Source organism: Pseudoalteromonas sp. c7(2019), from assembly GCF_011378625.1.
GTDB lineage: Bacteria > Pseudomonadota > Gammaproteobacteria > Enterobacterales > Alteromonadaceae > Pseudoalteromonas > Pseudoalteromonas arctica.
The window spans coordinates 226,358-249,220 of sequence record NZ_WTKS01000006.1 but is presented as its reverse complement, the minus strand read 5'-3'; the positions used below and the strand labels follow the sequence as shown (position 1 = coordinate 249,220).

The window sequence follows — 22,863 nt, the reverse complement described above, 5'->3', positions numbered from 1 at the left end:
TCGTGCCTCACTTATTTTAGCCAACTGTAATTTGCCGCTTAAAACGGCGTTAGGTGTACTTAGTGTTAACTTCTGAGCCAATTTATTCTGAATATAGTCTTGAGGAACTATTAGATTGTTTACAGCATATTGATCAAGTTAAATACCCTGAGAGATACCAAGTCTTACTACAAGAAATAGATAATAGAAAAAAAGGAATCCCCCCTAAAGTTAGGTTTAGCCAAAATCCAAAGGCTCAAACTCTTAAAAGAGGTGATGGAGTTATAGTCAAATTAATATCTGAATTAAAGTTGGATACTTCCAGATTATTGAAAACTATTTTTATTTTAGGTTGTACCTGTACACTATTGGCATTTGTGTTTACTCCACAAGCTGAAGGATACGGTAATTTTATAGCAACCATAGTGTTTTTATTTTTATGTCCCTTTTTACTTATTTATTGTATTCACTCTATAAAAATGGGAGAAATAGAAATTAAATCAATCACGGTAAAACGTAGTGATTCGCCTGGTGGTTTTTGGTTTGGTATTTTTATTTATGCGACGTTTTCAACTTTTATAATGTACTCTCTAATTTGGCAAACATACACCTAACAAGCCACTTAAGCGGGACTAAAAACAGTTGGCTAGTCTCACTTCGTTCGCTATTTTAGCCAACTATTTATTAGCCCCTTAGTGGGGCGTTGGTGCGTCAAGCGAAGCTTGATGCATCTTGCAGGGTGTAAGTCCCTGTCAGGTAAGGTTTAACCAACCACCTGTATCGAGTGTTGCGCCTTTGGCGGAGTGTGGGATTAGCAAATGCTTTTCAGCAGTGAGGACTGCATCACACGAACAATATTGGTGAAGCGTACACAGAGAATTATGTAGGCCATAGGGGCTATCGTGGCCCTGAAGTGCTGGTATCGCTCCGATAAATATTAGATCTGACTGACGAGGTTTGCAACGCTACCGAAGTCCATGCAAAACAGCCGTATTGGTTAGGCTGTAGAGAGTCAGCGGAGTTTTCAAGCCGTGGCATGTATAAATAGATGTATTGAGAACTTGAGAGATCCAAAGGCGTTCCACAAATTAACAGTGACACCCATCCTAAATTTTGCTCTTTTCAAAATTTAGGACTACGTTTTAGTTAGTGCAAAAAACGAGCAGGGTGTCTTATGGCAATTTCAAGAAAGCGTCAAGTAAGTTTGGTTGATACAAAATACTATCACTGTATTTCACGTTGTGTTCGTCGTGCATTTTTATGTGGAGAAGACCGTTTTACTGGTCAATCTTACGAGCATCGACGAGGGTGGGTTGAAGATAAGCTGCTTGAATTAGCAAAGGTATTTTGTATTGATGTGTGTGCTTATGCTGTTATGAGTAATCACACTCATTTAGTCCTGTATGTAGATGATAATCAAGCAAACAGACTGAATGATAAAGCGATTGTTATTCGCTGGCATAAACTGTGTAAAGGCACAGTGTTAACGCAGAAATATGTACAAGGTGAAAAGTTAAGTAAAGTTGAGCTCATCTTTTTCAACCAAACGGTTAAACAATACCGCGAACGCTTATCAAGTATCAGCTGGTTTATGCGGCTCTTAAATGAAGACATTGCGCGCAGAGCAAATAAAGAAGATAACTGCACTGGTAGGTTCTGGGAGGGCCGATTCAAATCGCAGGCATTACTAGATGAAGCAGCACTTGCAGCTTGTATGGCCTATGTCGATTTAAATCCCATTAGGGCTAAAATGGCTAACACACCAGAAGAGTCAGACCATACCAGTGTACAAAAGCGCTTAACATGCGCGACAGAAGGTAAACAGCCTAAACAGTTACTACGTTTTGCAGGTATGCCACGTCAGATTATGCCTAAAGGGCTGCCGTTTGAGCTTAAATCGTACCTTGAACTTGTTGAGCTAACAGGGCGAATAATACGAGAGGATAAACGCGGGTATATTGATAACATGAACCTACCTTTGTTAGAAAGGCTTAATATCTCCCCAGAGAACTGGTTAAAACTGACTACGCAATTTACGCGCGTATTTCATGGTGCAGTAGGCAGGCCAGCCTCACAAGCAAGTTACTGTGAAAATTTAAAGCGGAAACGGCGATCAAATATTAGCAACTGCGAAAAGCTACTCGCATAATACTTAAGCTACTCAGTAAAACCATTCAGTAAACATTAAAACTGCAATTATGTAGTTATTATCATGCGTGTAATTCAGGTTTTAACGTGCTAATGACTTATTTAATGGATGAAATAAAAGTAACCCAATATTAAAAGATAAATTCTCAACCTAAAAGTGAATAGCCAGATTAAAAATAGAGTGGCTGTCTTGTTTAGTTTGTGATTGCAAGAAAGCGTCAAGTAAGTTTGGTTGATACAAAATACTACCATTGTATTTCGCGGTGCGTGCGACGTGCATTTTTATGTTGGCATCTAAATAAACAAGATAAATAAACAAGACACCCATCTTAATTTTGCACTTTACGGAGTTAGAGGCTAGCCTTTGTTTAGTACAAAAAACGAGCAGGGTGTCTTATGGCAATCGCAAGAAAGCGTCAAGTAAGTTTGGTTGATACAAAATACTATCACTGTATTTCACGCTGTGTTCGTCGTGCATTTTTATGTGGCGAAGACCGTTTTACTGGTCAATCCTACGAGCATCGACAAGGTTGGGTTGAAGATAAGTTACTTATGCTCGCAAAAATATTTTGTATTGATGTATGTGCTTATGCCGTAATGAGTAATCACACTCATTTGGTACTATATGTAGATGATAAGAAAGCAAACAGGCTGAATGATAAAGCGATTGTTATTCGCTGGCATAAACTGTGTAAAGGCACAGTGTTAACGCAAAAATATGTACAAGGTGAAAAGCTAAGTAAAGTTGAACTCATCTTTTTCAACCAAACGGTTAAACAATACCGCGAACGCCTAGCAAGTATTAGCTGGTTTATGCGGCTATTAAATGAAGACATTGCGCGTAGAGCAAATAAAGAAGATAACTGCACAGGACGATTCTGGGAGGGTAGATTCAAATCGCAAGCATTACTAGATGAAGCAGCACTTGCAGCGTGTATGGCCTATGTCGATTTAAATCCCATTAGGGCTAAAATGGCTAATACACCAGAAGAGTCAGACCATACCAGTGTACAAAAGCGCTTAACATGCGCGACAGAAGGTAAACAGCCTAAACAGTTACTACGTTTTGCAGGTATGCCACGTCAGATTATGCCTAAAGGGCTGCCGTTTGAGCTTAAATCGTACCTTGAACTTGTTGAGTTAACAGGGCGAATAATACGAGAGGATAAACGCGGGCACATTGATAATATGAACCTTCCTTTGCTAGAAAGACTTAATATATCCCCCGAAAACTGGTTAAAACTCACCACACAATTTACGCGCGTATTCCATGGTGCAGTAGGTAGGCCCACTTCACAAGCAAGTTACTGTGAACATTTAAAGCGGAAACGGCGAACAAATATTAGCAACTGCGAAAAGTTACTCGCATAAAACTTAAACTACTCAGTAAAACCATTCAGTAAACATTAAAACTGTAATTATGTAGTTATTATCATGCGTGTAATTCAGGTTTTAGCGTGCTAATGACTTATTTATTAGATGAAATGAAAGTGACCCAGTAATCAAAGATAAATTTTGAACCTGATTGGCTAATTTAGTGGCACAGTTTTGTTTGTTCGATTAAGGTGGCTGTCAGGTTTGTATTTGTTTCTGTGTATTTCTACATTAAGGAAAAAACCTTAAAGTTAACTAATTGTTTACAGGTGTTTATTTGATGGTTAAGATAAATGCATTGTGATATGTGGACATTTGTCGGTTTATAAAACGACAAATATCGTAGACAAAATTGTTAGGTGCTACAAGCAAAAGGCAGTTGTTTCGAATTTTGCTAAAGCTTCTCAAAAGGAAAATTGGCTGAAAATAGTTTATGAAAAAACACTCAAAATCTGACAAGATACTTTTGGTTTCTTGTGGTCTATTTTTTACCTTTCTCTTCATTCACGATCTACTTACTGGTCAAGTTTCTCCCAAAGGAGGCGAAGATTACTCACTTGAAACCAGCCCAACTATGTTTTACTTTATTCTAGGTGTATATGCAGTTTTAACTGGGGCGTGTATTTTTGAACTTGTAAGAAACAAGATTCAGTTTAAATGAACAGCGCACCTAACAAACCAATCTTGTTCAGCCAGCAAGCAGTTATCGATTTTTCAAAAAATAGGTTAGAGCTTTTTAATAAAAAAAATTAAATATCTAACCTAAACTTTGTTAGTAGATTTTAACTAACGCACCATGTTTATGAATTTTACTATGGCATGGTGCGACAGCTGTTATTGTTTACAATTTGTATTTTAAAGCTACTTTTCTAATTCTCTTCTAGTAATTCTTTTCTTATAATTTCTGCCCCTGCGCTCAAGGCATTTAATTTGCCGTTAGCTATATGGTGAGGTAGTGGAGCCATGCCGCAGTTTGTACATGGGTAGAGTTTGTCGGCATCTACAAATTGGAGTGCTTTACGTAGCGTATTAGCTACTTCTTCTGGCGTTTCGATAGTATGATTTGCTACATCAATAGCGCCTACCATTACTTTTTTACCGCGAATGAGTTCTAGTAAATCCATTGGTACATGTGAGTTATGGCACTCTAATGAGATAATATTGATATTAGATTGCTGAAGCTTAGGGAATGCTTCTTCGTACTGGCGCCATTCGCTTCCTAGTGTTTTTTTCCAATCTGTATTGGCTTTAATGCCGTAGCCATAGCAAATATGCACGGCGGTTTCGCATTTGAGCCCTTCAATTGCGCGCTCTAAACAGGCAATTCCCCAGTCGTTTACTTCATCAAAAAATACATTAAACGCGGGCTCGTCAAATTGAATAATATCAACGCCTGCGGCTTCTAACTCTTTTGCTTCTTGATTGAGAATTATGGCAAATTCCCACGCTAGTTTTTCGCGGCTTTTATAATGGTCATCGTAAAGCGTGTCAATCATTGTCATTGGGCCTGGCAATGCCCATTTTATTGGTTGCTTGGTTTGCTTGCGTAAAAACTTGGCGTCTTCAACAAACACAGACTTTTGACGGCTAACAGGGCCCACAACGGTAGGTACACTTGCGTCGTATCGGTCACGAATTTTTACTGTTTTGCGCTTTTCAAAATCAACGCCATTTAGGTGCTCTATAAATGTAGTTACAAAATGCTGCCTTGTTTGCTCGCCATCGCTAACAATATCAATGCCTGCTTGTTGCTGGTCGAATAATGACAAGCGTAGGGCGTCGTGTTTGCCTTGAGTTAATTCATCACCTTGTAATTTCCAAGGTGACCAAAGTGTTTCTGGCTCTGCAAGCCATAAAGGCTTAGGTAAACTGCCAGCGGTAGATGTAGGTAGTAATTTTTTCATAATAAATAATGCCGTATATTTTAGTTAATTATTAAACGTAGCGTTAAGCGCGTTATTACTGGTTGTTACTATTAGTTGTTATGACAGATAGCGAGTAGAGAATTGCTCAAGAACCGTTTGGTACGGCTTGATAAAATGCTCTTGTGCAAACTTGCCTTGCTCATTCGCTAACTTGCCGCGCTCTTCTCGGTCATACACAATTTGCGTTAGTGAGTGATCCAAGTTTTTTAAGTTTGGTTTATATGATTTACCCGCTGTTGCATTGGCATTATAAATTTCTGGTCTGTAGATTTTTTGAAACGTTTCCATCGTACTAATGGTGCTTATAAGCTCAAGATTGCTGTAATCATTAAGTAAATCACCAAAGAAAAACAATGCTAAAGGCGCGGCGCTATTTTGTGGCATAAAATAACGTACCTGTAAGCCCATTTTTTTGAAGTATTGCTCAGTTAAAGACGATTCATTTGGTTCGTATTCAACGCCAAGTACCGGGTGCTGGTTTTCGGTGCGGTTGTAGGTTTTGTTATCTGACACACTTAGGCATATAACCGGTGGTTTTTTAAAGTTTTGTTTGTATGTATCCGAATTTACGAATGACTGAAATAGCTTGCCATGTAAAACCCCAAAGTCATCTGGAATGCTAAATTGAGGCTTGCCTTTATTGTGCTCTTGTAGGAGAACGCTAAAATCGTAGTCGCGTACATACGATGAAAAGTTGTTTCCTACAATGCCTTCAATACGCTTATTAGTTTTATGGTCAACAATATTTGTTTTTAATATTTCGATAGAGGGGAAGCTTTCGCCGCCATCTTCAATACCTATTTCAACAGAGATAATTTCAAGCTCAACAGCATAACGCTCACCTTTGGTGTTATCCCAGTGGGCTAGGGCATTAAAACGGTTGTTAATCATGTTTAAGGCGTTACGTAAGTTTGCTTTGCGGTACTCACCTCTGGCTAAATTAGCAAAGTTGGTTGTGATACGCGTATTAGTTGATGGATGATAATTTTCGTCGAGTGAAACGCTCTTAATATTAAATGTAAAATCTTTTTTCATCGTGTTTATATCCAATTTTATAATTTAAACCTGATTGATGCTCTGCGCTCTATTAGCCTTGCAACTTACTTAGCTGGCTTAGCTGGTTTAGGTATTCAGCAGCTTTAAGTTGTTAGTAATAGTGTTTAGCGCTAAGGGATGAGTAATTTATACGTTGATTGGTATATGAAGAAAAACGGTTTAATTTCACATAAAACATGAGTCATATTCATTAATCACTATTGTTAGATTCGATTACGTAGCAATTGGCGAGAAAAAGGCATAAATCGGTAAAAATAAAGGATGGATGTTTAGCCGTTTAGACTTCCTTGTCGTTGGTGTGTACTTTATTCATGTTGAACATGAGGAATATTCAAATAGTTTTTTTGTAGCTATATCAGTATGTTAGTTAAGTTTTTAGCATATTGCGTCGCTGTTTATAATAAATGTCGTCACGGGTAAGTTCCATCTAGCTATATAAGTAGATACCTTAGCTAATCTAATCTCAAAAGATAAACCGACTTTTTTGAGTACGTATATAAATGCTTGTAAATTAATAAAAGGCTATAAACCATATTAATGGCAATGCCAGTGCGTTAAGTAAGTTATACTCGTTTTTCATCACCTCACCTATTGAGTATTCGTGGATATCAAAGGCACTTGTATTGCATCAACTATTGATGAGCATGGCCCTGTTTATGTATATGAAACAAAAAAGAATCTTATTCTCAGCTTTGACGGAAAAATTTATCAAAGCTGTATTAAATTAAATAATATTAACGGGTTAAGCTTAGCTTATACGCAAGCTATGATGGCTGCGCTTTTTTTTATTCCGCACTTAAAAACCGCGATGATAATGGGACTTGGGGCGGGCTCTATAGCAAAAAGTCTTTATCATGCGTTTCCTGCACTGACTATACATACCGTTGAATACCGCAAAGCCGTTGCTGATATGGCTATAAAATATTTTGAAGTCCCTGTGTCAGAACGTTTGTTTATTCATATTGATGATGCGGCAAACTACATGAAAAAAACGCAGATAAAAACGGACGTTATTTTTTCTGATTTATATAGCTCAGAAGGGATGGAGTCAGATCAGGTGCAATCATCCTACTTACGTGATTGTAAAAATGCGCTCACTTTAGATGGTGTTTTAGTACTTAATATTTGCCATACCAAAATTGGGCAAAGGGAAGTGTTTGATCAACTACTTGAGAAAGAATTTGCAGGAAAGGTTCTTAGTTTTATTATTGAAGGCGGTAATAAAATTGTGTTCGCTTTTAACAATAAAATGCCTGCACTTAGTGAAGACGAATTACTTGCTAAGGCTCACGCGTTACAAAAATTAATAAACGTACCAATGACGCGCTATGCCGGGCTTTTATTTAATTAAAATGGTTAGTTTGATTTACTGGTAAATGACGCGTTTGAATCCATCCATCTATCTGTTGTTCATTTAAACTTAGTTAAACTAATCATACTCTGAATAAAAATAATAAAGTACGAACCCGTACGGAAACACTCATACATGGATTACTGTAAAAATATAATCGCTAAATTTATAAGCGCGATGCAAAAGCGGCCTGGATTATTGGCTGTGTTGGCGTTTTTGTCGGGCGTTGCTAGCTTTGCACTTGTAGACAGAAAAGAGTCTTTTTCGCAATTTATTGCGATATTTTTACTTATTAGTTGGTTGTGGCTAATTATTGATAATTGGCTGCGTGATAAAGTAGAAGAAAAGTTTGGTGTAGCGGTATCGCCTAATGTAATGCGTTTTGCGCTACAAATGGTGCAGCAAGAAAGCCTATTTTTTGCGTTGCCATTTTTTTTAGCGGTTACGCAGTGGAATCATCCTCAAGCAATTTTTACTTCCCTTATTGCTTTGTGTGCAGTTATATCGGTTATCGATCCCTTTTATTATAAAAAACTTGCTAGAAACCGCACGCTATTTAGCGTGTTTCATAACTTTGCTTTATTTGTTGTTTTGCTTGTTACGTTACCTATTTTGTTAAACCTTACAACGAGCCAAAGTTTAGCTGCCGCACTTGTAACTGCTGTAGTGGTTACTCTTCCGAGTTTAAACAATTTAATGCCTAATGCTCGCTGGTGGCGTTTTCCTATTCTTGTATTGATTTTATGTGCTTTAAGCACAGCAGTGTGGCAATTAAGAAGCTATGTGCCTCCTGCAGCACTGCGATTAACCGATATTACGTTAGCTCATGAAGTTGATTTACAGCATAAAAAGCCAGTAGGGAGTATTAAACATTTAGATTCTTATACGCTGCACCATCAAGGTTTATATAGTTGGACTGCTGTTAAAGCACCAAGAGGCTTAAACGAAAAAATATTTCATGTGTGGCTTCATAATAAAAAAGAAGTTGATCGGATCACGTTAAATATAAACGGTGGGAGAGAACTAGGTTATAGAGCGTGGACACACAAAGTAAATTTCCCTAGTGACTCTGTTGGTAAGTGGCAAGTAAAAGTAGTCACCGAATCAGGTCAGTTAATAGGTTTAACGAAATTTACTGTTACACCTTAATTAACTTAGCTGGCTGTATTTTAAACACATAGCTGATATAGTTTTTGCATTCCAAACTAATGGACATAGTTAATGAGTATTGCATTTGATATTTTTATTTGGCTAATAGTTGATACTGGTTTGAGCTTTTTATTTTACTCGACCGGCTGGCTGCTATTAAAAGTGGTAACGTTTGGGCAGTATAAAAGCGAGTTTAAGGATTTTGCATCTTATAAAGCGAGTAAAGCTAGAAGAGTCGACTTAATCTTCTTACTCGGTTTTTGTTTTTATGTTGCACTCTTTGCCGTTATGGCTTATTTAAGTCACTAAACTGGCCAACAAATTAGGTTAATAATTTTAAGAATAATAAGCAGCTTAATGAGTTATTGCTGCTTATAGTTTTCCCCTTTACCGCACTTTTTTACACTTCCTTCTTATACTTTTCCTGTTTTTGCAATAGGGAACACCTCACCGTGAGTACTATAACTATCATTTTACTATTAAATTAAGTACCTGCTAGAGCATTGCTCGGTGCGTATATAGCTTTGGTTTGTTGGTTGAAATCCGAGCTAATTGCAACTTGTAGTTTATGGGTAATACTTAGTAAATACTTCAAATCTAATAAATAAAACAATATATATGCATCCATTTATTGCGCTAACACGTTTTATAACAATACTATGCGCCACTTTTTACCATTTATGATGGTTTTGGACTTAATAAATGACTCACTATTTAAAATATGTATTTGTTATTACGACTCTAGCGGGAGTAAATACAGCTTACGCACAAGCAAAAACACAAGAGCACTATCAAGAGCTTGAAGTGGGCGTAGGCGGAAATATTAAGCATACCAATACTGACGTAAATTACAAAAATAAAGAGTTTGATTTACATATTCACCCATTATGGGAAAGCCGATATGTAACCGAAGGTCGGGATAACCTTGCCGGTAATGGTATTGCATCAATTGCTACTGAGTTTAATTATAAAAACTTTGCGGTGATCCCTTGGGCCGCAAAAGGTATTAGTAGTGATTATTCAGAGCTTAATTTAAATGCCATTTATACCGCTCACTTATCTGAGCGAGTAGAGATGTATGTAGGTTATAACTATATTAAAGCTCGCGAAGATGGCATTGATGCTCACGATAATGAGCTAAGCCTCGACTTTGCTTATCTCTATGCAGACGATATTCAGTTGTTAAGTAGTGTTTATCATTCATTTGATGCCAGCGGTACATTTTTGGAGTTGGCAGTAAAAAAAGATTTTTATATTAACGATTTATTATCAGTAGATATTCAATCAGGCGTGGGGTTTAACGCGGGGTATGTTAGTGATGGGCACAACGGAGTAAACAACGTTAAGTTTACTGCAAACTTGTCGTATCAGCTTTTTAATCAGTTAGCCTTATACACATATACAAGCTATAGCATTGCAGTTAATAAAGATGAAAAACGCTTTGTAGGTGACGAGACACTTCGAAATATATTTTGGGGTGGTGTAGGGCTAAGTTATCAATACTAGGGCGTGTTTGCTTTTCGAGGGTGAGTTTACAGCTTTTAAATTATTCGTATGTTTTGAATCAATAAACCATGCGTATGTGTAATACACAATAACTAAAAAATGTTAGTGTTTAGCTATCGTTTAAACACAGTTGAGAATTACATATGAAGTTTTTAGTATTTTTAGGCACAGTACGCGATAGTACACCACCAAAGCCAGCTCGCTTAGGTTTAAGGGTTTCTAGGGCTTGTATAGAATGCTTAACAGAGCATTTTGGCGATCATGAGTTTGAGCTAATTGATGCGTTGGATTTTCCTAGCGAAAACGTATTTAAACCACATTTTGCATACGCTAAAAGTAATGCACCTACAGAGCTCACTCTTTTAGCTGATAAAATTAAAGCCGCAGATGGTTATATAATGATTAGTCCTGAGTACAATCACAGCATGAGTCCAGCCCTCGCTGACTTACTTAATCATTTTGGTAGCTCACTATTTTCGTATAAACCAAGTGCAATAGTAACTTACTCAGCAGGACAGTGGGGTGGCGTAAGAGCGGCCATTAGCATGCGTACTTTTTTATCTGAACTTGGCTGTTTACCGGTATCGGCGATGATCCACGTGCCAAAAGCGCAAGATGTGTTTAGTGAGGATGGCAAACCTGTTGCAGGAGAGAGTCAATCATCGTGGTTTAATTATTTCTCACGTACGTTTGGCCAACTAATATGGTGGGCGCAGGCTGCTAAAGAGCATACCGAGGTGGTTGACCCGCAAAGTTTGCTAAAAAGCTTTAAAACAGATCCTTCTCAGCGCAATGCGCCTTAATACCCGCTAACTAATTGTTTGGATTGATTATAGAAACATGGCTGCATATAGTGGTATCATTAACGCTACATATTTTTAATAATGCATAATACCAATTCGCAATAATAGTTAATCAATTTAAGGGATTAAATCGCTAACTGCATTAAAAGTTTCTGATATAGAACAGCTCAATAACGAAATTTTTGCTTTGTTATCGACACGATTTTCTTGTTTCAAAATAGATTACTGAATTATGCGAATTGGTGTAAGAAACAAGGAAATTGTGTCTTGAAATATCTAGCCTTACTAAGTGTGCTAACGCTTAGTGCATGTAGTTCTGTTCCCCATAAAATTGAAATGAGCCAAAGTACGGCTGCAAATATGAACCTTATCGCTTTAACTGAGCAAAGTGCACCAAAGGGTGTTGCTGGTACTTATCAGTTTCATATTAAAGCGGCGGGAGCTCAGGGTAGTTGGTTGTATTTAAATACCGAAACTGATTATCGCGACAGGCGTTCTATTACGGTATCAATACAGCCTAATGTGGTAGCAGAGCTTCAAAGTAAATACGGGCAACCAGCAGACACCTTTTTTATTGATAAAACAATAGAAGTAACAGGCGAAGCTAAACGAGTAACTATCGATTTTATGAGCCGTGGTAGAGCTACTAATAAATATTATTATCAAACGCACATAGATGTGTCATTACTTAAGCAGCTTCGTGTTATTGAAAGTTAGCAAAAAGCAATGCACTGTATTTATATACAGTGCATTGCAAAAGCTTACTTTGAGCTTTAACGTTTACACTTAAATTTACTGTTCTGGCGCTACTTTAGCGCTGTTTTATTCAACGATTTCAAAACTCTTATTTAACCTATTGTAATCTCATTACATAAAACTAATAATTGGTTAGTTTTATAAGTTTGAGTACCTGTATTGAAAGCCAAAGAAATCCGCAATTTTTATATCAACGAAGAGCAATCTGTTTATTTGCTTTCGCACCGCGATGCTAAAAAACACCGCCAGTGGCTTAATATTTGTATTAAGCAGCTAACACTGCTGGGCTACAAAAACGTTGAAATGATTGGTTCAGGTGCTTTTGGTTTTGTGTTTGCAGGTGATGACGATAACGGCTTACCTTGGGTATTTAAGTTTTCGCGTATTACGCTTGCCCAAAGTGTACGCGACCGCCTAGAAGACGAAGCGTATATGCTTTCGCAAATTAATAACCCCTTAGTGCCTACCTTTTATGCTTTTGAGCGAATTAAAAAACAAGGGATTTTAATGATGGCGCGCGCCATTGGAGAGGACCTTGAAAAAGTATCGCTTAAAACAGGGCGCTTTAGTGCCGCGCAAATAATGGCGCTAGCTGTTAGGTTACGTAATGTATTAATTGATTTACGTAGTCACAAAAACGGCGTTAGCCCACAACCTATAGTGCATGGCGATATAAAACCTTCAAACCTTGTTTGGGATGCAAACACTAATGCGCTTTCGTTAGTGGATTGGGGCAGCTCTGTGTATGCACAGCTCGATAGTGATGGTAACCCTGTTGCGAGTAACTTTATGGATTTAATGTCGGGCGATTTAAGTACAACTAATGCGCGTATGGGCGATGTGTACTTTATTGGTGAAGCGCAAATGTCGGGGGAGCAATCATCCCCACGATTTGACGAACAAGGTGTAGCCGCTACGTTGTATGCGCTAGCGTCGGCGCAATCGTGTCGCTTTGGTGCACAAGCCATCCCTGCAAGCAGCTTAGGGCTCCCAAAAGAGCTGGCTAAAGTGATTGATGGCATGCTTTCTAAAAGTAAGGCACAACGTGATGGTGCCGGTGATTACTTTATGCGTAATATTACAACTATGGCTAAAGCGTATTTACCTGAGCTTGATAAAAAACAAAAAAAAGCAGATATTCCTTTTTGGTATGGCAAGGCCGAGCAACCCGATACGGTTGTATATAGTTCACGAAAACAGTTTTTACGCCAGGCCGATCATAATCAGCAATTACTAGATATAAACGACGCGCAACTTGACCGTTATTATAAAGAGTTTTTGTTTGATACCGGCGATAACGAAAAAGCATTTTTAGCATCAATAAGCCGATTAGCTAAATACCCTGTTGTTGGTGGGCTTAGTTTTCATTGGAAGGATGAGTCGATGTTTGTTGAATCGTCTTTAATTATGCATGACGAATCATTGGGTGATGCCTTTAGTGATGCGATTAATAACACGGTGATGCTTGCGCAAGCGATTAATCAAAAAGGGTTATTTAAGTGTTGTTTGTTTGATGCCCGTAAAACCATTCAGCTAGAGCGAGATGGCACGGGTGCATTTAAGTTTGATAGCCTACCAGAGCTTGAATACGAAGTAGTCAGCATGAAGGCAAACGACATAACTCGCCCGCATTCATACTTTGAAGACGGTAAAGACCCTGATGAGCAACTACAGCTACCTAAAAAAGTTATTAAGTGCGTATTTGAGCTTAACCAAATTCATCATACGGGGTGTATTATTTTTGAAGCACTGCCCGACAGAATGAAGATTCACCATTACTACCGCTTACTCGATTCGAGTAAAGAGGTTGAGTTTAAACGCCTTCTTAATAAACTAATGCAATACGCGGTAAATATTACGGACGTTGGTGTTGCGGGCTTTATGAAACTCCCATATAAAAACACCCGTGAGTTTAGTTTATGTGAGCAGCAAGAAGAGCATTACTTTCCTAAAAACCCCAAGCTTGTACCTTTATAGAAAGAGCCCTTCACTAAAGAGTATTAAATAAGAAGTAAAATATAAAAAAGAGCATAAGTTTGTTTAACTTGTACTCTTTGTCACTTAATTATTAGGTAAGTATTACTAATTATTAAAACACCTTACTAAAGGGCGACGTTGGTGTTAGCTCAAATTGATGAGTTAGCTTTTGCGTTTTATTAGTCGCTGTTATTTGATAATGCTGCTTGTGCTCATTGTTACTAAATAGCTTAACGTTAAAGTTAACTTTGGTTAATTTACTGGGCAAAGAGTAGCGCCCAGTAATGGTTACTTGGTCTATATTGTCGCTTTTATGTGTATGCGACGCTTCTGGGTTTAGTAAAAGTCCGTCAATAGTAAATTTATACTGATGATCTGCTAAATAAACGTTCTTTTTAACTCGCTTACTTATTTGTTTTTTATGAGCATTAAACTCAACTATTGATACTTTGCCATCCTTATCTTCATCAACCCCTTTAAAAGCCGACATAGGGATTGAAAGCACAATAAACACGTTATTATCAACAAAATTCAGCGTACCGTGATCTGCAACCATTAAATGCGCGTTTGCTAAATTTGGCATAATCAACAAACCCAAAGTAGTCATACTCAGTAGACCTCTTTTTATATAAGGCATAGCTTACTCCTAACTAAACTTCGCCTTTAACACAGCGTTGAAAAAACGGGTAAGTGTCTGTTGCGTAGTAGTGGTATATCCCATCAGGAAACTCAGGCGTTACACCAACGCGGCCATTACATTCATCTAAATCACCAGAGCCTGCTACGTATTCCCAATCTTGTGCAAATGTACCTAATGGGTATATATCGGTAGAAGGGCGGTTTGCGCTTACGGTTGTTATGTGTTGGTAGCTACCGGTCATTGCGGTTAGGGCTGAAGTTGCATCACTTGAGTCTGAATAGCCGTAACGTGCATATATAGGAAAGCCATCTGCTGCCCAGCCTATTAGAGTCATAGTGGTGCTATTGCCACCTCGCATTGCTACAAAGCCTTCTGGCATACCATGATAGTGATATGTGCCATCGGGTTGTACATGTGCATTGTTGTCGTCTGTTCCAAAACTAAACGTGTCTTGGCTTAGGGCTTCTATATTCCAGTTGCCGCTGTTGTCGCCTAAATCGCAATCGGTGCCAGAATCATCACAACTTCCGCCTGTGCCTGCGTCTATTTTAATGCCATTAAGTACAACGCCTATCATTCCACGAGGACCACCAAGCATAGTTGCTTGTGTTGTTTCTATAGGCTCAAGTGTGTAGCTTTCATTTACTGATTGTTCAGAAATAGTATTTGGGTTATCAGCATTAGGGAATGTACCTACTTCGTGATCGGGTATGCCATTAGCTGCTAAGTCACGTGTAGTTCCTGTGCATGACCAATCTGCAGCGCTGGTGGCTTGTACTGACTCTGACTCGTTATATTCACTGTAGCTATATTCACAAAGTACACTTTGGGTTGAACTGCTGGTACCTGTGCCATTATCTGTGGTGGTTTGTGATGAGCTTTCTGTAGTTTCTGAGCTATCAGCTATGCCTTCTCCACCTCCACATGCAACTAACGATGAAACAATTAAAGCAAGAGAAGTGAGCTTTAAAGCATTTATCCTATTTCGATTTTTATTATTAAGTGCGTATTGTTTCATTGCTGCCTACCTGATCAATTAAGTTACTCAAACAATAATCAGCAATTGTGCAAATAGTGTGTAAACAATGATGACAAATTAGCAATTATGTAAATAGGCGGAGTATTAAAGCTAAGTTGAGATTTAACTTTATGAGATTGTGTTTTATTTTAAAATTTCAAAAAGTTAAACTAATGCCAAAATAGCTAACATAAAAGGCTACCTTAATGGCTAAAACAAAACCTGTAGTGACGTTACAAAGTCACGGTATTTACTCTAAGTGGGATAGTGAAAGTAAAGAGTTGCCACAAATAGAGCAATTTACAACAAATGTAATAGCTGAGGTAGATATTGAGTTTGGCTTAATCGTAAATATCAAAAAAGGTAAAGGCGAAAAGCTTCATTATTGTATTTACCATCCTGATATTCCAGGTAGTAACGGTGATGTGATGGATCCTTTTGAAGGCGATGTATACGTTAAAAACAGTGATTGGAACTTTTATTTAGGCGATACGCTTTGGCTGCCAATAGAAAATAAATTGGGTGATTGGCGAATGACGATTGAATTAAATGGAAAAATCATTGCTGATAAAACTTTTAATGTGGCATTAGAGGCAGAGCGCACTGAAACAGACTTTTGGAAAAATCGAGGATATTAATTGTTATTTATTGGCTATGTAAGGCGGATATAATTGAAGTTAATGAGAAAATAGTCGAAGAGCTATTTATAAACAGCTCTTCAACCTTAAATTAGTAAGTTTTTAGTTACCCCAAGGGTTACTAGAATTAGAACGCTGCTTACGATCGCGAGCACGTTGCTTAGATTCTTTTTTCTCTACAATACGTTTAGCATCAACAAAACTAAGTTCACACGGCTCCCCCGGTTTATGATCAGCTGGGATCACACGATCTCGTGGTGGTAGTTCGTATTGAACATCATCAGGCTTAGGTAAGTTTTTAAGGCGGTAAAGGTAAAAGTTATCTACTTTTTCTTGTGCCCATTGTGTTTTACGTAAAAATTTAACCGCAGACTTAACATCAGGATTATTTTTAAAGCAGTTAAGTTGTAAATAAGCGTGCAGGAGTTCCCACCCGTATTGTTCAACCAGCTCTTCAACCACTTGTTCTAATTTTACGCCTTGCAGTGGGTTATTACTGAAAAGTTCTTGGTTGCTCATAGGTGTTGCCTCATTATTAAAATACAAATTGCATTATAAGTTTTATCTATAAGTTTTGATACTCTAAAATCTACACATACAATGAATTGAAAGATAAAATTTACACGTGTTTAAATAATCGGTAATATTAAAAAGCTTTATAAAATACGGCAAGATGCCAATTTATAGTATTAAAGATTAAGGAATATTACGAAATGGGACTTTTTAATAAGATCAAAACTCAAGCAAGCACTATTGGCTCAAATATTAGTGACTCTACATCAAAACTAAGTAGTGATATTGCTACTTCAGCAAAAGAAAACGCAAAACTTTCAGCGATTCGTTCAGAAATCACTTCAATCGAAGGTCAGCTTAATATTGGTTACAAAGATATTGGTAAAAAATATGTTGAGAACCTTTTAGCTAACCAAGGTGAAAATGTTGAAGTTGCTTTACAAGAGCCTTTATCAAGAATAGAACCTCTTTTAGAGAAAAAGATTGAGCTTGAAGATGAAGCCATTGAAATCGAAAAGAAAATAAAAGATCAAATTATAATTCAAGAAAAAGCAATTTTTCAAAAAGAATATGATCAAGAAAAAGAGAAGTTAGAAAAAGCAGTAAAACTTGATGTTTTATCTAAAGAAGAAATGGAAGAAAAGTTAGCTAAAGCACGTTTAAAACTAGATAACTTTGACAACATTCGCAAGCTTAAAAAGCAAGAAGAAATGGGTTTGATTACTAAAACAGAATTAGCTGAAAAATTAGCTGCATTCGGTGCCTAGTTAAACGTTTAAGCCACATATTACTATGTGGCTTATTATTTAATTAACTTTGGCAATTAACTACAACACGACCACGAATTTTACCTTCCATAAGTTGCTCTGCGTTATCGATTACGTGTTCGAGTGATATTTCTGTCGAAATTTTATCTAAATAATCGGCGCTTACTAATTTAGCTAAACGATCCCATGCTTCAATTCTGTCGGCTTTAGGGCGCATTACGCTATCAATTCCTATAAGAGATACACCACGTAATATAAAGGGTGCCACCGATGCTGGTAAATCCATACCTTGCGCAAGGCCGCACGCGGTTACTACACCACCATATTTTAATGATGCACAAATGTTTGCAAGTGTATGGCTGCCTACAGAGTCTATTGCTGCTGCAAAACGCTCTTTTTGCAAAGGCTTACCAGGGTTTGAAAGCTCGTTTCTGTCAATTACGTGATTAGCGCCTAACTCTTTTAAATACTCACTTTGATCTAATCGACCCGTTGCCGCTGTTACGTTATAACCAAGCTGGTTTAATAAATAAATAGCAAAGCTGCCTACGCCACCATTGGCACCTGTTACCAGTATTTCGCCAGACTCAGGGGTAATACCTTGTTTTTGAAGCGCTATAACACTTAGCATGGCGGTGTAACCCGCCGTACCTATCTGCATAGCTTGTTTTGGTGAAATACCAGTAGGCAAGGGGATCAGCCAATCGCTATTAAGTGCCGCTTTTTGAGCAAGTCCGCCCCAATGTTTTTCGCCTACACCAAAGCCATTTAATATTACGTTATCACCATTTTTAAATTCATCGCTGGTGGAATTTGTAACCGTACCCACTAAATCAATACCTGGCACAATAGGAAAACTACGTACGACGGGGCCTTTGCCCGTAATTGCCAAGCCATCTTTATAGTTAAGTGTGCTGTATAGCACGTCGATAGATACATTTTCGTTTGGTAAATCACTATGTTCGATAGTTGATAATGAAGCGCTATAGTTATTATCTTCTTTATTAATAACAATGGCTTTAATTGGGTTACTCATGGGATATCCTTTTAGACCGATCGTCTTTTAATTGGTAAATAAAAACGCATTAGGTTAATAATGCGCGCAAAAACATTTCTGTATACAAAGTAAGTGGGGTATTTGATTTAGTAAGCTTGGCACGCATAACAGCACCTTCCCAACCAATCCAAAAGTACTCACTCATTAATTGCGTGTTTACATGGCTTGCAATAGTGCCTTGTTGCTTAGCTTGGTTTAAGCAAACCTCTACATGGTTTTGCCATGTGGTGTAGCTTTGCATTAATCTGGTTTTAAACTCTTCACTTAAGTGATTGAGCTCTTGGTTTAAGTTACCGACTAAACACCCACGTTTGTAATCGTATTTTTTCATCCCCTTAATTGCGCCTTGGGTAAAATTAACGATTCGCTCAAGTGGCGGAACATCTTCTTGCTGTAGGTAATGGGTAAGCTTGGCAATAAAATAACAGTCGTATGCATCAACTAACGCTATGCCGTAGGCCTCTTTACTTTTAAAGTAATGATAAAAAGAGCCTTTGGGCACAGCTGCTTTTTTTAAAATAGTATCAAGCCCTGTGGCACTAAAACCAAATTCGGTTAGGGTTTCTAGACCTGTGCGAATAAGTAACGCTTTTGTATCGGCGTTTTCTCTGGCTATTTTAGGTGGGCGACCACGGCGTATTGGTGTTGATGTGTTTTTGTTCATGAACTCATATTAGACCGATCGACTTTAAATAATCAAGTGTAAATTTAAATTGTTTAAAAATAGTTCAAATATGGTGAGTGCTATTAATTTAAAAATAATGAAATAAAAGTGTCACGATTACATTTTTGTTCGGAACTTAGTCAATATTAGTCGGTCACAATTAAAGCACACAAGTGCTTTTTAGTGATTATTAAATCGCCAATTTGTTTTTACGAACCGGTCAAATTAAATGTTGTATGACCACTTACTTTTTTAAATGTTAATTCATTTTTGCATCAGCAGCTTAGTTAAAGTCAAACAATTTAATTGCTTTTACGATTTGAATTTTACATTTTTATTAACTATTCATTAAATGTAGATTTCACTAATGCTACACAATATATAAATAAAAAGGTGAGGATATTACCGATGAAGAGACAGAAAAGAGATCGTTTAGAAAGAGCTCATTCTCAAGGTTTTAAAGCAGGTTTAGCAGGTCGCTCAAAAGAGCTATGCCCTTATCAACAAGTAGATCCAAAATCAGAGTGGTTAGGAGGTTGGCGTGAAGCGATTGAAAACCGCAACATGTACAAAACCTAAAATCAATAATCGAATTTAAGCAAAAAGGCCTCCACATTGGAGGCCTTTTTGTTTGTGCGTTTAAAAATTAAAATGCACTAGTGTCTTGGAACAAGCCCACTTTTAAATCTTTTGCTTCGTAAATTACTCGGCCATCTACTTCTACAGTGCCATCTGCAACGCCCATGAACAATTTACGTTTAATTACGCGTTTCATTACAAGGCGGTAAGTTACTTTTTTATTAGTTGGTAAAATTTGGCCAGTAAATTTAACTTCACCCACACCTAGCGCACGGCCAAGACCAGGGCCACCAGACCAACCTAAGTAAAAGCCAACTAGTTGCCACATAGCATCTAATCCTAAACAACCTGGCATTACTGGGTCGCCTTTAAAATGGCAATCGAAAAACCACAGGCTAGGGTCAATATCAAGCTCAGCAACAATTTCGCCTTTACCATGAATTCCGCCATCAGCAGTAATAGAGGTAATGCGGTCCATCATTAACATGTTGTCACTTGGTAAACGGCAGTTGCCTTCACCAAACATTTCACCTTGACCACACAGGATCAAATCTTCTTTTGTATAGCTATTTTTAGGTTCCATAACACTTATCTTCGCTTAGAAATTGCCAAGTACTTTAGCGTACACTTGTACGCTAAACAACTCGGAGCAGTTAAAAAATCAAAATATTGCACATAAAATCACCAATCAATCAGTGCGATTGGTTTTTGCACTATAAAACCGCGCAATTACAATCAGAAATCATTATAATTAGCGCTGTCTTATAACCAGTCTAAAGGAAGTTTATGATCCTTTTTGTTAACTCACTAACTGTGATTGATTTTTCTTACTTATGTAACAAACGCGGCGCCGTTGGCGAGAGCTGGATTGTTGATTTAACTTTGCACGGTAAACTTAACGAAGAGTCTATGGTTTTAGACTTTGGTTTAGTTAAAAAGCAAATTAAAGGCATTATAGATGAGTGTATTGATCACCGTTTAGCAATTCCTACAGGGCTTAATGGCACTGTATCTGAATTTGACGAGCATAAAACACTCGATTGCACATTTGGTGAAAATAACCACTTAGCTATGAGTGCTCCTCATCAAGCTTATTGCATGATTAACGCAGACGAAGTAACGGTTGAATCGGTTACTGAATTTTTAATTGCGACTATTTTACCGAAGCTACCAGATAACATTGAAAAAATTGAGCTGTCACTTAAGCCTGAGCACAGCCAAAGCTTTTACTATCATTACAGCCATGGCCTTAAAAAGCATGACGGTAATTGCCAACGTATTATTCATGGGCATCGTTCTCAAATTGGTATTAGCCTAGATGGCATCTCTATGCCGCGCTTGCAAAAAGAATGGTCTCAAAAGTGGGAAGATATTTACTTAGCCACCAGCGAAGATCAAATTAACGCACCTGATTTAAAACACATAACAGCCAAAGCGGGTGATGTATGTTTTGCTTACACGTCGGCACAAGGCTATTTTGAAATGGCGATTAGCGAATCCCGTTGCGACATTTTACCAGTAGACACCACTGTTGAATGTATTGCTGAACATGTAGCTGGCCAAATTAAAGCCCAATATCCAGAAAAAGCAGTGAAAGTGACTGCTTATGAAGGTGTTGGAAAAGGATCGATTAGCTATGTTTAAAACACTTTTAGCAACAGCGCTTGTTGCCTCTGCTAGCTTTAGTGCTATGGCGCTTGAGTTAAAAGGGCATTTAACACAAGGCGGTTTAGTTACTGGAAAGCTAGAAAACGCTAAATCAGTAAGCTTAGATGGTAAAAGCTTAAAACTTTCGCCAAATGGTGACTTTGTATTTGGTTTTGGGCGTGACGCTGAAACGACTCATACTTTAAAATGGGTAGATAACACGGGTAAATCGCATTCACAGCCGCTAGCCATAACTAAGCGTGAATATGAAATTGATAAAATTACCGGCGTGGCTAAGAAGTATGTTTCACCGGCAAAAGAAGTCAGTGCACGTATAAGCCGCGAAGCAGTTGCTGTTCGTAAAGCGAGAGAAGTTGACTCTGATTTACTGTACTTTTTAGACCCTGTGTTAAAGCCTGCAGAAGGGCGTATATCGGGTGTTTATGGTAGTCAGCGCTATTTTAATGGTGAGCCTCGTCGTCCGCACTTTGGCTTAGACATTGCTAATAAAACAGGTTCTCCTGTTTACGCGCCAATTAGTGGTACCGTGGTATTTTCTGAACCTGATTTATACTACTCAGGTGGTACATTAATTATTGATCATGGCCATGGTATTACCTCAACTTACATTCATTTAAGTAAGCTTGATGTAAAAGTGGGTGACAAAATTAAGCAAGGTAACAAAGTGGCTGAAATTGGTGCAACAGGGCGTGTAACGGGTCCTCACCTAGATTGGCGTTTTAACTGGAAAGGCGAACGCCTTGATCCTGCATTACTAATGCAAGATACATTAGCAAACAAAAAGTAGAGATTATGACTGAAGTAAATCGCGATGCAATAATTGCTCAGCGTATTGAAGACTCAACCACATCGGTAACTAAAACTGTGTTTCCAGGGCGTACCAATCATCACAATACTTTATTTGGTGGTGATGCACTGGCGTGGATGGATGAAGTGGCATTTATAGCTGCTACTCGTTTTTGTCGTAAACCTTTGGTTACCATATCTTCCGATAGAGTTGATTTTAAAGAAGCGATACCAGCAGGTACTTTTGCAGAGTTAATTGCTAAAGTAGTCCATGTAGGTAACACCAGCTTAAAAGTTGATGTAGATATATTATTAGAAACTATGCACAGAGATGATAAGCACTCTGCCATTAGTGGTAGCTTTACGTTTGTTGCAGTCGATGATAACCACAGACCGACTCCGGTAGTATGCGACAAAATGATTTATGGTTTTGATTAATTTAAAGCTTTAAATATGCGGTAAAGTAAATTTATATAAGCACCTTAATTGGTGCTTATATAAAACCCTTG

At 37.9% G+C, this 22,863-nt stretch carries 24 protein-coding genes; 16 read left to right on the top strand and 8 right to left on the bottom strand.

The genetic code is table 11. The features are described from left to right. The first annotated feature begins 62 nt into the window (after window positions 1–62). The 3 genes from GQR38_RS09290 (at window position 63) to GQR38_RS09280 (ending at window position 3,498) form a co-directional block, all read left to right on the top strand. Entirely contained in the window at window positions 63–593 is a 531-nt protein-coding gene (locus GQR38_RS09290; RefSeq protein WP_165723102.1) for a hypothetical protein, read from the top strand. A gap of 560 nt (window positions 594–1,153) precedes the next feature. Next, window positions 1,154–2,128: a transposase gene (locus tag GQR38_RS09285; protein WP_165737976.1), complete on the top strand. Its 975-nt coding sequence runs from the start codon at window positions 1,154–1,156 to the stop codon at window positions 2,126–2,128. A 395-nt stretch (window positions 2,129–2,523) separates the two neighbouring features. Beyond that, window positions 2,524–3,498, top strand: coding sequence for a transposase (locus GQR38_RS09280; RefSeq protein ID WP_165721867.1), 975 nt, complete (start codon window positions 2,524–2,526; stop codon window positions 3,496–3,498). Between the two features lie 872 nt (window positions 3,499–4,370). Here the strand turns inward: GQR38_RS09280 and GQR38_RS09275 are convergent. Together GQR38_RS09275 and GQR38_RS09270 are read right to left on the bottom strand one after the other, a co-directional pair. Beyond that, complete coding sequence (locus tag GQR38_RS09275) at window positions 4,371–5,405, bottom strand: methionine synthase (protein ID WP_165721868.1); 1,035 nt, start codon at window positions 5,403–5,405, stop codon at window positions 4,371–4,373. 78 nt (window positions 5,406–5,483) lie between these two features. Beyond that, window positions 5,484–6,461, bottom strand: a complete 978-nt coding sequence (locus GQR38_RS09270; protein ID WP_165721869.1) for a DUF1852 domain-containing protein — start codon at window positions 6,459–6,461, stop codon at window positions 5,484–5,486. Window positions 6,462–7,083: 622 nt separating this feature from the next. Here GQR38_RS09270 and GQR38_RS09265 point away from each other — a divergent pair. The 7 genes from GQR38_RS09265 to GQR38_RS09235 all read left to right on the top strand — a co-directional run bounded on the left by GQR38_RS09265 (window position 7,084) and on the right by GQR38_RS09235 (window position 14,024). Further along, window positions 7,084–7,833: an ATP-binding protein gene (locus GQR38_RS09265; protein ID WP_165721870.1), complete on the top strand. Its 750-nt coding sequence runs from the start codon at window positions 7,084–7,086 to the stop codon at window positions 7,831–7,833. A gap of 135 nt (window positions 7,834–7,968) precedes the next feature. After that, window positions 7,969–8,982, top strand: coding sequence for a DUF5924 family protein (locus GQR38_RS09260; protein WP_165721871.1), 1,014 nt, complete (start codon window positions 7,969–7,971; stop codon window positions 8,980–8,982). 72 nt (window positions 8,983–9,054) lie between these two features. Next, window positions 9,055–9,291 carry a hypothetical protein gene (locus GQR38_RS09255; protein WP_165721872.1) on the top strand — a complete coding sequence of 79 codons (237 nt, stop codon included), beginning with the start codon at window positions 9,055–9,057 and terminating at the stop codon, window positions 9,289–9,291. 393 nt (window positions 9,292–9,684) lie between these two features. Next, on the top strand, window positions 9,685–10,488 hold the full coding sequence (locus GQR38_RS09250; RefSeq protein ID WP_165721873.1) for a hypothetical protein: 804 nt from the start codon (window positions 9,685–9,687) through the stop codon (window positions 10,486–10,488). A gap of 143 nt (window positions 10,489–10,631) precedes the next feature. Beyond that, window positions 10,632–11,291 (top strand): NAD(P)H-dependent oxidoreductase, encoded by a 660-nt coding sequence (locus GQR38_RS09245; protein ID WP_007377135.1) that lies wholly within the window; start codon window positions 10,632–10,634, stop codon window positions 11,289–11,291. Window positions 11,292–11,558: 267 nt separating this feature from the next. Then, entirely contained in the window at window positions 11,559–12,008 is a 450-nt protein-coding gene (locus tag GQR38_RS09240; protein ID WP_165721874.1) for a hypothetical protein, read from the top strand. Between the two features lie 198 nt (window positions 12,009–12,206). Next, the gene (locus GQR38_RS09235; RefSeq protein ID WP_165721875.1) at window positions 12,207–14,024 is read left to right on the top strand and encodes a serine/threonine protein kinase; all 1,818 of its coding nucleotides are present in this window, start codon (window positions 12,207–12,209) and stop codon (window positions 14,022–14,024) included. Between the two features lie 112 nt (window positions 14,025–14,136). Here GQR38_RS09235 and GQR38_RS09230 read toward each other — a convergent pair whose 3' ends face one another. Together GQR38_RS09230 and GQR38_RS09225 are read right to left on the bottom strand one after the other, a co-directional pair. Continuing rightward, window positions 14,137–14,661 carry a hypothetical protein gene (locus GQR38_RS09230; RefSeq protein ID WP_165721876.1) on the bottom strand — a complete coding sequence of 175 codons (525 nt, stop codon included), beginning with the start codon at window positions 14,659–14,661 and terminating at the stop codon, window positions 14,137–14,139. Between the two features lie 13 nt (window positions 14,662–14,674). Beyond that, window positions 14,675–15,682 carry a YHYH protein gene (locus GQR38_RS09225; RefSeq protein ID WP_024593629.1) on the bottom strand — a complete coding sequence of 336 codons (1,008 nt, stop codon included), beginning with the start codon at window positions 15,680–15,682 and terminating at the stop codon, window positions 14,675–14,677. Window positions 15,683–15,888: 206 nt separating this feature from the next. Between GQR38_RS09225 and GQR38_RS09220 the strand changes: the two genes are divergently transcribed. After that, complete coding sequence (locus GQR38_RS09220; RefSeq protein WP_165721877.1) at window positions 15,889–16,320, top strand: DUF3859 domain-containing protein; 432 nt, start codon at window positions 15,889–15,891, stop codon at window positions 16,318–16,320. A 102-nt stretch (window positions 16,321–16,422) separates the two neighbouring features. On the opposite strand, the gene GQR38_RS09215 is transcribed toward GQR38_RS09220, so the two are convergent. Beyond that, window positions 16,423–16,839: a VF530 family protein gene (locus GQR38_RS09215; protein WP_007582761.1), complete on the bottom strand. Its 417-nt coding sequence runs from the start codon at window positions 16,837–16,839 to the stop codon at window positions 16,423–16,425. 194 nt (window positions 16,840–17,033) lie between these two features. Here GQR38_RS09215 and GQR38_RS09210 point away from each other — a divergent pair, with 194 nt between their 5' ends. After that, on the top strand, window positions 17,034–17,600 hold the full coding sequence (locus GQR38_RS09210; RefSeq protein ID WP_024593630.1) for a hypothetical protein: 567 nt from the start codon (window positions 17,034–17,036) through the stop codon (window positions 17,598–17,600). Between the two features lie 43 nt (window positions 17,601–17,643). On the opposite strand, the gene GQR38_RS09205 is transcribed toward GQR38_RS09210, so the two are convergent. Then, on the bottom strand, window positions 17,644–18,636 hold the full coding sequence (locus tag GQR38_RS09205; protein WP_165721878.1) for an MDR family oxidoreductase: 993 nt from the start codon (window positions 18,634–18,636) through the stop codon (window positions 17,644–17,646). A 49-nt stretch (window positions 18,637–18,685) separates the two neighbouring features. Beyond that, the gene (locus GQR38_RS09200; RefSeq protein WP_165721879.1) at window positions 18,686–19,321 is read right to left on the bottom strand and encodes a TetR/AcrR family transcriptional regulator; all 636 of its coding nucleotides are present in this window, start codon (window positions 19,319–19,321) and stop codon (window positions 18,686–18,688) included. Window positions 19,322–19,729: 408 nt separating this feature from the next. Here GQR38_RS09200 and rmf point away from each other — a divergent pair, with 408 nt between their 5' ends. Then, a complete protein-coding gene (gene rmf / locus GQR38_RS09195) occupies window positions 19,730–19,900 on the top strand; it encodes a ribosome modulation factor (RefSeq protein ID WP_002960897.1) in 171 nt (56 codons plus the stop codon). A gap of 67 nt (window positions 19,901–19,967) precedes the next feature. Here rmf and fabA read toward each other — a convergent pair whose 3' ends face one another. Further along, window positions 19,968–20,483, bottom strand: a complete 516-nt coding sequence (gene fabA, locus GQR38_RS09190) for a bifunctional 3-hydroxydecanoyl-ACP dehydratase/trans-2-decenoyl-ACP isomerase (RefSeq protein ID WP_007582756.1) — start codon at window positions 20,481–20,483, stop codon at window positions 19,968–19,970. A 203-nt stretch (window positions 20,484–20,686) separates the two neighbouring features. On the opposite strand from fabA, the gene GQR38_RS09185 reads away from it, so the two are divergent. The 3 genes from GQR38_RS09185 to GQR38_RS09175 are packed head-to-tail and all read left to right on the top strand — an operon-like array spanning window position 20,687 to window position 22,792. Beyond that, on the top strand, window positions 20,687–21,544 hold the full coding sequence (locus GQR38_RS09185; RefSeq protein ID WP_007582754.1) for a 6-carboxytetrahydropterin synthase: 858 nt from the start codon (window positions 20,687–20,689) through the stop codon (window positions 21,542–21,544). Continuing rightward, window positions 21,537–22,355, top strand: a complete 819-nt coding sequence (locus GQR38_RS09180; RefSeq protein ID WP_024606894.1) for a M23 family metallopeptidase — start codon at window positions 21,537–21,539, stop codon at window positions 22,353–22,355. The genes GQR38_RS09185 and GQR38_RS09180 overlap by 8 nt, the downstream gene beginning before the upstream one ends. A 5-nt stretch (window positions 22,356–22,360) precedes the next feature. Then, complete coding sequence (locus GQR38_RS09175; RefSeq protein WP_024595365.1) at window positions 22,361–22,792, top strand: acyl-CoA thioesterase; 432 nt, start codon at window positions 22,361–22,363, stop codon at window positions 22,790–22,792. Window positions 22,793–22,863 lie beyond the last annotated feature (71 nt).